Origin of the sequence: Saccharopolyspora indica (genome assembly GCF_027853965.1) — a bacterium.
In the GTDB taxonomy this organism is placed as follows: Bacteria; Actinomycetota; Actinomycetes; order Mycobacteriales; family Pseudonocardiaceae; genus Saccharopolyspora; species Saccharopolyspora indica.
The window spans coordinates 66,751-78,266 of sequence record NZ_JAQGLB010000015.1 but is presented as its reverse complement, the minus strand read 5'-3'; the positions used below and the strand labels follow the sequence as shown (position 1 = coordinate 78,266).

The following is an 11,516-nucleotide window of genomic DNA, read 5'->3' as shown; positions in this document are numbered from 1 at the left end:
TTCAGCGGCGAACCCAAACTCAGACCACCGCCGGAACCAATACCGCTCACCCGATCGGCGTCAACCTTGCGAATGACGCTCGCGGACACCTAATATCCAGTCGGGTTTAGGCGACAACGCCTCCCATAGCGCAGACTTTCAAAGTCAGATCGAAATTATTGTGGGGTCCTGATGACACAATTAGCGGAGTTACCCCATACCGTTCCGGCCGCCGATCCGGCCGCGAACAGCGGCGCGGTCCGCACCGCCGGGCGACCGAGGATCATCGGGGTCGGGACGGCCGTCCCGGCGTTCTCCTACACCCAGGAGGAACTGCTCGACATCTTCCAGATCACCGACCAGCGGGTCCGGTCGGTCTTCCTCAACAGCGCGATCGACCGGCGGTTCCTGAACCTGCCGCCGGAGCGCGACGACGGCACTCGCCGCGACGAGACGCAAGGCGAACTGCTGGCCAAGCACCGCACGCAGGGCATCGAGATGGGCGTGCGCGCGCTGCAGGCGTGCCTGAAGGACGCCGACGCCGACCTCGACGACGTCGCCTACCTGTGCTGCGTGACCTCGACCGGATTCCTCACCCCCGGCCTGAGCGCGCTGCTGATCCGCGAGCTGGGCCTGGACGTCCACACCAGCCGGTTGGACGTGGTCGGGATGGGGTGCAACGCCGGTCTCAACGGCCTGACGGCGGTCTCGGGCTGGGCCGAGGCCCATCCCGGAAAGCTGGCCGTGATGCTGTGCATCGAGGCGTGCTCGGCGGCGTACGCCTTCGACGGCACGATGCGGACGTCGGTGGTCAACAGCCTGTTCGGGGACGGCTCGGCGGCGGTGGCCGTGCTCGCCGACGACACCGGCCCCCGCGGCGGTCCGACCGTCCTGAAGTTCGCCAGCTGCATCATGCCCGATGCCATCGACGCGATGCGCTTCGACTGGGACGACGACCACGGCAAGTTCAGCTTCTTCCTCGACCGGGAAGTGCCGTACGTGGTCGGCGCGCACGCCGAGCTGGTGGTGGACCGGCTGCTGGCCGGCACTTCGCTGCGCCGCAGCGACATAGCGCACTGGTTGATCCACTCCGGGGGCAAGAAGGTGATCGACTCGGTGATGGTCAACCTCGGCCTGACCCGCTGGGACGTCCGGCACACCTCCGGTGTGCTCCGCGACTACGGCAACCTCTCCAGCGGTTCCTTCCTGTTCTCCTACGCCGCGCTCGCGGAAGAGGCGGTGGTCCGCCCCGGTGACCACGGGGTGCTGATGACGATGGGACCGGGTTCCACCATCGAGACCGCTCTCGTCCAATGGCGCTGACAGATTGGGGCGACACCATGTCCACAGGCGGGCTTCCCGTCCTGGAGATCACCGGCGGCGGAACGCTCTCCGATGAGTTGATCCGAGCGGTGAACGAGTTCTGCGACCGGGTCGAGGACGCCAGCGACGACGTCCTGGCGATCGTCCAGCTCGGCAACGGCGAACCCGGTGGCGAGCAGTGGCCGGGTGAGATCGACATCCACCGCGTCAACCGCTGGGAACGAGCTCTGCGCCGGATGGAGCGGCTGCGCGCGGTCACCATCGCCGTCGCCGAAGGTCACTGCGGCAATCCAGCGGTGGAAGTGCTGATGGTCGCCGACCACCGGATCGCGGCCAACGACGCGCAGCTGGCGCTGCCGACCGGGGCGGGCCGGTTCTGGCCCGGCATGGTGCTGTACCGGCTGGCCAACCAGATCGGCGTCGCGCGCACCCGGCGACTGCTCATCTCCGACCCGGTGATCAGCGCGGCCAAGGCCGCCGAGTTCGGCTTGGTCGACGAGACCGCGGTGAACCTGCCTGCGGCGCTGGACACCGCGGTAGCCGCCCTGGGCTCGGTGGACGCGGCCGAGTTCGCCATCCGGCGGCGGCTGCTGCTCGACGCCACGACGACGTCCTTCGAGGACGCGTTGGGCGTGCACCTCGCCGCGAGCGACCGGACCCTGCGCCGCGCAGCCGATGAGAGGCCTGTCCATGTTGGACGATGAAGCGATCGGGTTCAGCAGGGAAGTCGCGATCGGCGAAGCCGAGCTGGCGCAGCTGCCGCCGCGTTCCGGGCGGACGCCCGAGCAGCAGGCCGCGGCCGACCAGGTGCACGACCGGAACCGTCGGCTGCGGGTGAAGTTCCTGCGCGCCAACGTGGTGGAGATCTACGACCGGTTGACCGCGCAGCGGACCGAGCGGCCGCGGCTGCGCGAGCTGAGCCTGGCGGCGGCCGATGCCTTTCCCGGTCTGGTGCCCGACGAGAAGCAGCTCACCGAAGAGCTCCAGCACATCCAGGCGGCCAAGGAAGGGCGGGAGATCGACCAGGGCCTGTTCTTCCGCGAGGTGCTGGGCAACGCCGCGACCGGTGACCACCTCCTCGAAACGATGCGGCAACCGACCGAACGGGCCGTGCAGCTGCTCCCGGCCTTCGCCGAGAGCGGAGAGGTCCGGCTGGACACCGTGCACGTCGAGCGCCGCGCAGGTGCCGCGCACCTGACCGTGCACAACCCGGATTGCCTCAACGCCGAGGACAACGAGCTCATCCACGACATGGAGATCGCGGTCGACCTGGCGCTGCTGGACGAGCAGGTCCAGGTCGGCGTGCTGCGCGGCTCGGCGATGACCCATCCCCGCTACCTGGGCAAGCGCGTGTTCAGCGCCGGCATCAACCTGAGCAAGCTGCACGCCGGCCAGATCTCGTTCGTGGACTTCCTGCTGCGCCGCGAGCTCGGCTACATCGCGAAGCTGGCGCACGGCCTGTTCCTGGGCGACGACCGGCCCTGGCAGCGGTCGTCGGCCGCCAAGCCCTGGATCGCGGCCGTGGACACCTTCGCCATCGGCGGCGGCGCCCAGCTGCTCCTGGTCTTCGACCGGGTGATCGCGGGCGCGGACGCCTACTTCAGCCTGCCCGCGGCGCAGGAGGGCATCGTGCCGGGCGCGGCGAACCTCCGGCTCAGCCGGATCGCCGGCCCGCGACTGGCCCGCCAGATCATCCTGCGGGGACGCAAGATCTGGGCGCCCGAACCCGACGCCCGGCTGCTGTGCGACGAGGTGGTGGACCCGCGCGAGCTGGACGCGGCGGTGGAGGCGAACGTGGCGATGCTCAGCAATCCCGCGGTGCTGGCCAACCGGCGGATGCTCAACTTCGCCGAGGAGCCGCTCGCCGAATTCCGGTCGTACATGGCGGAATTCGCCGCCGAGCAGTCGATGCGGCTCTACGGCGGGGACGTGCTGGACAAGGTCGGCGGGAAGTGGGCCGGATGAGCTTGCGCGACCGTCCGAGGAGTCTGCCATGACATCGGCGCGACCGAGAGTCCGCTACGAGAAGCGAGGTCGCGTCGCTCGCGTGACGCTGGACCGACCGCAGGTGCTCAACGCGATGGACCTGCGCATGCACGCCGAACTCGCCGAGATCTGGGACGATTTCGAGCAGGACGACGAGATCTGGGTCGGCGTCCTCACCGGGGAGGGGAACCGGGCGTTCTCCGTCGGGCAGGACCTGAAGGAGCGGGTGGCGGGCGGCTCCGCCCCGTCCACCTTCGGCAGCCGGGGGTTGCCCGGGTGGCCGCGGTTGACCGAACGGTTCGAGCTGTCCAAGCCGGTGATCGCGCGGGTCAACGGCTACGCGCTCGGCGGGGGCTTCGAGCTGGCGCTGGCCTGCGACATCATCGTCGCGGCCGAACACGCGACCTTCGCCCTGCCGGAGGCGAGGCTGGGGCTGGTCGCCGGCGCCGGCGGCGTCTTCCGGCTCACCAAGCAGCTCCCGTTCAAAACCGCGCTGGGCCACCTGATGACCGGCCGGCGGCTCAGCGCCGCCCGCGCTTTCGAGCTGGGGCTGGCCAACGACGTCGCGCCGGTCGACGAGCTGGACGAATGCGTCGACGGCTGGGTCCAGGACGTCCTGCGCTGCGCGCCGCTGGCCGTGCGCGCGGTGAAGGAGGCGGCGACGACCTCCGCCACCCTCCCGCTCGACCGAGCGTTCGCCACCCGCTACCGCTGGGAGGAGGAACGGATGCGCAGCAACGACGCCGTGGAAGGTCCTCGCGCCTTCGTGGAGAAGCGCCCGCCCGAGTGGACGGGAACCTGAGGGGCTCGTTCTCGCTCGTCTTCGAAGCTCAGCCCACCTGCGCAGCCCGCACCGCGGGCTCTGGTACGGAGGACCTCCATGACGACTGACCCGACGCCCCACCGGCTGACCGTGGTCGGTGCCGGTGTGATGGGCACCGGAATCGCGACCCTGGCCATCGGCCACGGCGTCCCGGTGCGGCTGATCGACGTCGACCGGCCGACCCTCGACCGGGCGCGCAGCAGCATCGCGGCCCAGCTGCGCCACGCCCGGCTGCTGACCGCGCTCCCCGAGCACGACGAAGGCGAACTGGTCACCACGACCACCATTGCCGAAGCCGCCGGCAGCACCGCCGTCATCGAGGCCGTCACCGAGGCCCCGAAGATCAAGGACGCGGTGCTCGGCGAGGTGTCCGCCGCGATTGCCCCCGGCACGCCGCTGATCTCCAACACCTCGGGCATTCCGATCGACGAACTCGCCGACTCCGTCCGCGATCCCGGCACCCTGCTCGGCACCCACTTCATGAACCCGACCTACCTCATCGACATGGTCGAGGTCATCGCCGGACCCCGCACCACCGGCAGCGCGCTGGCCGCGGCCGACGCGCTGCTCGCCGCGATGGGCAGGCGTCGCGTCGTCGTCCGGGATTCGCCCGGGTTCGTGACCAGCCGCCTGCTGCACCCCATGATCAACGCCGCGGCGCGGCTGGTCGGCGACGGCGTCGCTCCGGCCGAGGACGTGGACGCGTTGATGCAGGGCTGCCTCGGGCACCCCACCGGTCCGCTGCGCACCGCGGACCTGATCGGGATCGACAACCTCGTCGACTCCCTCGAGGTGCTGCACGAGCGGACCGGGGACGAGAACTGCCGCCCCTGCGCGGCGCTGCGGGCGAAGGTCCGAGACGGCCACCTCGGCCGCAAGAGCGGCCGCGGATTCTACGAGTACGAAAGGGCATTGCTGTCGTGACTGCAGAGGACATCACCACCGAGCTGCTCGACCACGTGCAGGGCCGGACGCGCGCCACCGTGGCCGCCGATCAGGACCTCTTCGCCTCCGGACTGGTCAACTCCATGTTCGCGATGGAACTGGTGGTGCACCTGGAACAGGCCTACGGCGTCGCGATCGCGGGCCCCGACCTGAAGCTGGACAACTTCCGGTCCGTCCGGGCGATGACCGACCTGGTCCTGCGGCTGCGGACGACCACAGGTGTCTGAGCCGCTGGCCGATGGGCGCGAACTGGTCGCCTCCCTCATCGGCGACGAGGCCGGGGCGTGGGACGTCGCGGGCCGGTTGCCCGCGGAGCTGCTGCGCGACCTCGGCGCCCGCGGCCTGCTGTGCGCGCAGGTGCCCGCCGAGTTCGGCGGCCTCGGCGCGAGCAGCCTGGACAACGGCGAGTTCACCGCTCACGTGGGAAGCATCTGCAGCTCGGTGCGCAGCGTCATGACCTCGCAGGGCATGGCGGCGTGGAGCATCCAGCGCCTGGCGGACGCGCAGCAGCGCCGAGCGTTCCTGCCGCAGCTGACCAGCGGCGGGCTGGCGGCCGTCGCCTTCAGCGAGCCGGAGGCGGGCAGCGACCTCTCGGCGGTCTCGACCGAGATCACCTCCAGCGGGCGCACGGCCGTGGTGACCGGCCGGAAGAAGTGGACCACCGCCGCGGTCTACGCCGATGTGATCGTCGTGTTCGGCAGGTACGGCGACGGCGCCGGTGCCGTCGTCGTACCGGCCTCGGCACCCGGCGTGCACGTGGCTCCGGTGGAGAACCCGCTCGGTTGCCGGGCGGCGGGGCACGCGAACCTGACCTTCGACGCGGTGCGCGTCCCCGCGGAGAACGTGCTGGGCGGCACGGGATTCTCGTTGCCGCTGCTGGTCACGGCGGCGCTGGCCTACGGCCGGATGTCGGTGGCCTGGGGTTGCGCGGGAATCCTGCGGGGCTGCCTGTCCGCGGCGGCGCACCACGCGAGGTCGCGCGAGCAGTTCGGCAAACCGCTGGCCGACCACCAGCTCGTCCAGCGGCATCTCGCCGACCTGCTGGCCGCCGAGCAGATCAGCAGACGGGCCTGCGAACACGCCAGCCGCTGCTGGGACGCGGGTTCGCCGGAGGCGGTGACCGCCGCGGTGCTGGCGAAGTACGTCGCCGCCGCGCACGCCGCGCGGGGCGCGGCAGCCGCGGTGCAGGTCCTGGCCTCCGCCGGGGCGACCGACCAGCAGCTGGTCGCCCGGGCGTACCGCGATTCGAAGTTGATGGAGATCATCGAGGGCAGCAACGAGATCTGCCAGATGATCCTGGCCGACCACGCCGTCGCGACGGCGTGCTGAACCCGGAGGATGCGGTGACCGAGCCGGCGAAGATCGCGAAGTGTCTGGTCTGGGACCTCGACAACACGCTGTGGCGGGGCACGCTCGTGGAGGACGGGCAGGTCGAGCTCCCGGCACCGGTGGTCGACGTGGTGCGCGCGCTCGACGAGCGGGGCGTCCTGCAGTCCATCGCCAGCAAGAACGACCACGATCCGGCGTGGTCCCGGCTGGAGGAGCTCGGGATCGCGGAGTACTTCGTGCTGCCCCGCATCGGCTGGGGTCCCAAGTCCGAATCGGTGCGCCGGATCGCCGACGAGCTGAAGTTCTCCTTGGACACCATCGCCTTCATCGACGACCAGCCCGCCGAGCGCGCCGAGGTGTCCTTCCACCTGCCGCAGGTCCGCTGCTACCCGGCCGAGGACGCGTTGCGGCTACCGGACCTGCCCGAGTTCAGCCCGCGCACGGTCACCGCGGACTCGCGACGGCGCCGCGAGATGTACCAGGCCGGGTTCCGCCGCGAGGCCGCGCAGGCCGAGTTCGCCGGGCCGGACGAGGACTTCCTGCGCTCGCTGGACCTGCGGCTGCAGATCGGCCGGGCCGGCGAGGAGGAGCTGTCCAGGGTCGAGGAGCTGACCCTGCGCACGAGTCAGATGAACGCGACCGGCGTGCACTACTCCGATGCGGCGTTGCGCTCACTGCGAACCGATCCCAAGCACGCGGTGCTGGTCGCCGGCCTCACCGACCGCTTCGGCCCGCACGGCGCGATCGGCGTGCTGCTGCTGGAGTTCCACCCGGGCGCGTGGCACCTGAAGCTGCTCGCGACCTCGTGCCGGGTGGTTTCCTTCGGGGTGGGGGCGGCGATCCTCAACTGGCTCGCCGACCAGGCGGCCCGGAGCGGAGTCCACCTGCTGGCCGACTTCCGCCGCACCGAGCGCAATCGCATGATGGACGTCGCCTACCGCTTCGCGGGCTACACCGACGAGGCGTGCGACTGCCGCGCGGTGCTCGACGCGGCCGAGCCGGACGTGCAGCGCCTGCACCTGGTTCCGGCTCGCCGCCCGGCACCGACCACCATGCGGCTGACCGCGCCCGAACTGAGCAGTGCGGGCGCGGTGGTGTAGCCGACGCCGCCGGCCGATCAGATCTTCCGCCTCAGCAAGGAGATCCCGTCGGCCATCGGCAGCATGCACAGCTCGACGCGGTCGTCGTCGCGGAGCGCGGAGTTCAACTCGCGGATCGCGACGGTGTCCGCGTCGTCGGCGTTCGCGTCCACGACCCTGCCGAAGAACAGCGTGTTGTCGACGACGATCAGCCCACCGGGCCGAACCAGGGAGAGCGCCGCCTCGTAGTAGGCCCGGTAGCCCTTCTTGTCCGCGTCGATGAAAGCGAGGTCGAACGATCCGGCCGCACCGGTGTCGAGCAATTCCGCCAGCGTGTCGTGCGCATCGCCCACTCGCACCTCGATTCGGTCGGCCACGCCCGCCCGCTTCCAGTACTCCGCGGCGATCCGCGGCCACCGGTCGGTGATGTCGCAGGTGAGCACCCGGCCATCGGCGGGCAGCGCACGCGCCATGCAAAGCGTGCTGTAACCGGTGAACGTACCGATCTCCAGCACAGCGCGCGCACCTGTCAGGCCTACCAGAAATCCGAGGAGTTGCGCCTCTTCCGCCATCACCTGCATGGCTTCACCGGCGGGCAGTTGCGCGGTTTCGGACCGGAGCTCGCGAAGAATCTCGTCATCGCGCAATGACACGTTCCGAACGTACTCGAGCAGCTCGGGAGTTGCCGCTATCTGATTCGCCATGACCACCGATCGTAGACCTGAAATCCAACGTATATCGAAAAGTTAGGGGTCCCCCTGGAGCCGCGGAGAAGGCGAGCCCCGACCAAGAGCAAGTCACAGCTTCAATCATCGCCACTAACCCTATTGGACCGATTGGGCACGGAAACATTCGCTGTTCGCCAGCGCGCAGTGGCCCGTTCGCCGCGAATTTACTGCGGCGAACGTCGCAATGTGGCAATACCGGGAAGAACGTTTGTGCAACCTTCTCGATGCGAGACGACCAATACGTCGAAGTCGCACCCCATTACCACACCACCCAATCGCGTACAATGCAAATCCCTCCGGGAGCTCCGCGGTTCTTCACATCTCGGAAAAGAGGAACTAGAGTGACCCGTGCGGCGAGAAGGCATCTGGGCATCTGGGGTACCGCATCTTGAGCTGCCGTTCTGCCGATCCAATGCGTTAGTTGCGTGCACAACCGGAGGGCGACATATGGAGTTGGCAGAGCGACGCAGGGAATTGGACCTCCTCACCAGGCTCTTCGCGCACTGCCAGCAGAGCCGCGGCCAGATCGCCCTGATCACCGGTGGCGTCGCGAGCGGAAAGACGCACTTGCTCAACACCTTCGCCGACCAGGCCACGGACACCAACGCACTGCTGCTCACCGCCATCGGCTCCAGGGACGAACAAGAGCTCCAACTCGGCGTCGTCGGCCAGCTCCTGCACGGCGTGACGCTCCCGCCGGTCGAGGACAAACTGGCCGAGCTGCTCAACGAGCACGCCCTCGCGCAGGCGTCGACCGACGAGCGCACCTCCCGGGACATCGACGTGTGGTTCACCCACCGGTTGTCCACCGCGCTCCTCGACCTGGCCCACCACCGGCCCGTGCTGATCTGCATCGACGACCTGCAGTTCATCGATCACGCGTCGCTGCAGATCATGCGGCACCTCTTCCGCCGCCTCCGCTCCGCGCGAATCATGGTGCTGATGACGAGTTCCACCCGTCCCCGGCTGGCCGAGATGCCGCTGCAGACCGAGTTCGCGCGATTACCCTTCTTCAGCCACGTGCCACTGGCTCCGCTGTCCCGGGTCGACGTGGTCGAAGCCCTCTCGCAGCAGCTGGACGCCACCACCGCGGACCGGTTGTCCACGACCTACCACCAGCTCAGCGGCGGCAATCCGCTTCTGCTGCAAGCGCTTCTGGAAGACCACGTCACCACCTCGGGCCTCGGCGGCACCGAACCCGTGGTCGGCGCCGCCTTCGCCCGGACCGTCCTCATGTGCCTGCACCGCTGCGAGGCACCGCTGCTCCAAGTCGGCCGCGCGATCTCGGTGCTGGGCGAGTTCAGCAGGCCCGCCCTGATCGCCCGGCTGACCGAGATCCAGCTGGCGGAGGTCGAGCGGGCGCTCGGCGAGCTCGAGGCCTCCGGGCTGATCGCCGACTGCACCTTCCGGCACCCGGCGGCGCATTCAGCGGTGCTGCAGGACATCACGCCGCAAGAACGGATCTCGCTGCACGCGCGAACCGGCGAACTCCTCTTCCACGAGGGAGCCGCACCGGCGGCCATCAGCGAACACCTGATCGCCGCCGGCCGGGTGGACGGCCGGTGGGCGGTGGACCTGCTGCGGGAGACCGCGGAACAAGCGCTGATGGAGGACGACCCGCAGCTGGCGATGGCTTGTCTGGAGGTCGCGCGCGACGGCACCGACGACGAGCGCGAACGCGCGACGATCACCGCTTCGCTGACCCAGATCGAATGGCGCACCCGGCCCGGTCGCGCCAATCCGCGGGTAGCGGGACTGCTGGACTCCCTGCACAAGGGGCACCTGTCCGAGGAGCGCACCCTGGAGCTGGTCAAGTACCTGCTGTGGCAGGGAATGCCCGCGCAGGCCGCCGAGACGCTGCGGACGCTGATGGAATCCGCAGATCCGTCGTTCCGCGCCGAGCTGCAGCTGACCTACCGGCTGCTGTCCATCTCGCACCCCCCGTTCTTCCCGGTGGATCAGCTCGATTCCACCACGGAGCAGCTCGCGGAACTGGTCGCCAGCACGAGCAAGCCCTGGGGCCAGGCGGCCGTGGCGCTCGCGCTGGTGATGTCCCCGGGCAACGGCGACGACCGCCTCGAAGCCGGCGTCCAGGCGGCCGTGCACCTCCTGCAGCGCACCCTGCTGTCCGACGAGACCATCGACGCACTGCTCACCGCGCTGCTCACGCTCATCTACGCGGACAAGACCAACGACGCGCTGGACCACTGCAACGCCCTGATAGCGGAAGCCAGATCGCGCCAGGCCGATGCCTGGGAAGCGCTGCTGAACAACGTGCGCGCCGACATCGCGCTGCGGCAAGGAGATCCGCTCACCGCTGCCGAGCACTGCCGGCTGGCCCTGGACAAGATCTCGTTCCAGGGGTGGGGTGTCGGCATCGGCGGCCTGCTGGCGGTCCAGTTGCGCAGCGCCACCATCATGGGCGATTTCGACGAGGCGGCGAAGCTGGTCCGGCGGACCATGCCCGACGGCATGTTCCAGACCTGGTTCGGTCCGCAGTACCTGCACGCGCGCGGGCACTTCTTCCTCGCCACCGACCGCCCGTACGCGGCGCTCAGCGACTTCCAGCACTGCGGAGCGCTGATGACCAAGTGGGGCATCGACAACGCCACGGTCGCGCCCTGGCGCACCGATTCCGCGCAGGTGCACCTGCAGCTGGGCAAGCGGGAGCAGGCCAGGAAGCTCGCCGCCACCCAGCTGGAGCTGCCCGGGATCGGCTCGCGAACTCGCGGCATCTCCCTGCGCATCCTGGCGGCGGCGAGTCCCTTCGAAGAGCGGTTGGCGCTCCTCTCCGAGGCGGTCGAGCACCTCACGGCCTGCGGGGACCGCATCGAATTGGCGAACGCGCTGGTGGACGTGCTCAACGTCCACCACGTCCGCGGCAACCACCACGAAGCCCGCAGGGTGGCCCGGCGCGCGCTCGACATGGCCCGGGGCACGCACGCCGTCGCGCTCTACCAGAACCTGCTGGCCGGGCGGGCCGCGCTGGCCCTCGACGCCGACGAAGTCCCGGTGGCCAGCGAGCCGACCGGGGTGGCGGCGCTGAGCCGGGCGGAGTGGCGAGTGGCCGCGCTCGCGTCCTTGGGGCACACGAACCGCGACATCGGCCACAAGCTCAACGTGACCGTGAGCACGGTGGAACAGCACCTGACACGGGTGTACCGCAAGCTCGCCATCAACGGGCGCGCCGAACTGCCGATGCGGCTGACCATGGTCGGCGAGCTCACCGACATCGAGGCGGAGCTGGTGACCCAGGACCGCGGCCGGGCCGGCGAGACGTTGCGATCGCTTGCCTGAGCTCTCCCCCACTCATCGAACCGAGGT

At 69.7% G+C, this 11,516-nt stretch carries 10 protein-coding genes; 9 read left to right on the top strand and 1 reads right to left on the bottom strand.

Annotated elements, in window-relative coordinates; genetic code table 11:
* The first annotated feature begins 171 nt into the window (after positions 1-171).
* The 8 genes from dpgA (at position 172) to OU416_RS27895 (ending at position 7,485) form a co-directional block, all read left to right on the top strand.
* Complete coding sequence (gene dpgA / locus OU416_RS27930) at positions 172-1,302, top strand: 3,5-dihydroxyphenylacetyl-CoA synthase DpgA (protein WP_270930011.1); 1,131 nt, start codon at positions 172-174, stop codon at positions 1,300-1,302.
* The gene (gene dpgB / locus OU416_RS27925; protein ID WP_270930010.1) at positions 1,293-2,006 is read left to right on the top strand and encodes an enoyl-CoA-hydratase DpgB; all 714 of its coding nucleotides are present in this window, start codon (positions 1,293-1,295) and stop codon (positions 2,004-2,006) included. Before dpgA ends, dpgB begins: the two co-directional genes overlap by 10 nt.
* Complete coding sequence (gene dpgC, locus OU416_RS27920) at positions 1,993-3,267, top strand: (3,5-dihydroxyphenyl)acetyl-CoA 1,2-dioxygenase DpgC (RefSeq protein ID WP_270930009.1); 1,275 nt, start codon at positions 1,993-1,995, stop codon at positions 3,265-3,267. The genes dpgB and dpgC overlap by 14 nt, the downstream gene beginning before the upstream one ends.
* A 28-nt stretch (positions 3,268-3,295) precedes the next feature.
* The gene (gene dpgD, locus OU416_RS27915) at positions 3,296-4,090 is read left to right on the top strand and encodes an enoyl-CoA-hydratase DpgD (RefSeq protein ID WP_270930008.1); all 795 of its coding nucleotides are present in this window, start codon (positions 3,296-3,298) and stop codon (positions 4,088-4,090) included.
* 78 nt (positions 4,091-4,168) lie between these two features.
* The gene (locus OU416_RS27910; protein ID WP_270930007.1) at positions 4,169-5,035 is read left to right on the top strand and encodes a 3-hydroxyacyl-CoA dehydrogenase family protein; all 867 of its coding nucleotides are present in this window, start codon (positions 4,169-4,171) and stop codon (positions 5,033-5,035) included.
* Positions 5,032-5,283, top strand: a complete 252-nt coding sequence (locus OU416_RS27905) for an acyl carrier protein (RefSeq protein WP_270930006.1) — start codon at positions 5,032-5,034, stop codon at positions 5,281-5,283. The genes OU416_RS27910 and OU416_RS27905 overlap by 4 nt, the downstream gene beginning before the upstream one ends.
* A complete protein-coding gene (locus OU416_RS27900) occupies positions 5,276-6,385 on the top strand; it encodes an acyl-CoA dehydrogenase family protein (RefSeq protein WP_270930005.1) in 1,110 nt (369 codons plus the stop codon). The genes OU416_RS27905 and OU416_RS27900 overlap by 8 nt, the downstream gene beginning before the upstream one ends.
* 14 nt (positions 6,386-6,399) lie before the next feature.
* Complete coding sequence (locus OU416_RS27895) at positions 6,400-7,485, top strand: HAD-IIIC family phosphatase (RefSeq protein ID WP_270930004.1); 1,086 nt, start codon at positions 6,400-6,402, stop codon at positions 7,483-7,485.
* Between the two features lie 17 nt (positions 7,486-7,502).
* Here OU416_RS27895 and OU416_RS27890 read toward each other — a convergent pair whose 3' ends face one another.
* Positions 7,503-8,117 (bottom strand): O-methyltransferase, encoded by a 615-nt coding sequence (locus OU416_RS27890; protein ID WP_270930003.1) that lies wholly within the window; start codon positions 8,115-8,117, stop codon positions 7,503-7,505.
* A gap of 522 nt (positions 8,118-8,639) precedes the next feature.
* Here OU416_RS27890 and OU416_RS27885 point away from each other — a divergent pair.
* A complete protein-coding gene (locus OU416_RS27885; RefSeq protein ID WP_270930002.1) occupies positions 8,640-11,489 on the top strand; it encodes a helix-turn-helix transcriptional regulator in 2,850 nt (949 codons plus the stop codon).
* Positions 11,490-11,516 lie beyond the last annotated feature (27 nt).

Bases quoted from the DNA above. Each gene is read 5' to 3' on its own strand.
- OU416_RS27885 (WP_270930002.1), top strand. From the start codon at position 8,640: ATGGAGTTGGCAGAGCGACGCAGGGAATTGGACCTCCTCACCAGGCTC.
- dpgC (WP_270930009.1), top strand. From the start codon at position 1,993: ATGTTGGACGATGAAGCGATCGGGTTCAGCAGGGAAGTCGCGATCGGC.
- dpgB (WP_270930010.1), top strand. From the start codon at position 1,293: ATGGCGCTGACAGATTGGGGCGACACCATGTCCACAGGCGGGCTTCCC.
- dpgA (WP_270930011.1), top strand. From the start codon at position 172: ATGACACAATTAGCGGAGTTACCCCATACCGTTCCGGCCGCCGATCCG.
- OU416_RS27910 (WP_270930007.1), top strand. From the start codon at position 4,169: ATGACGACTGACCCGACGCCCCACCGGCTGACCGTGGTCGGTGCCGGT.
- dpgD (WP_270930008.1), top strand. From the start codon at position 3,296: ATGACATCGGCGCGACCGAGAGTCCGCTACGAGAAGCGAGGTCGCGTC.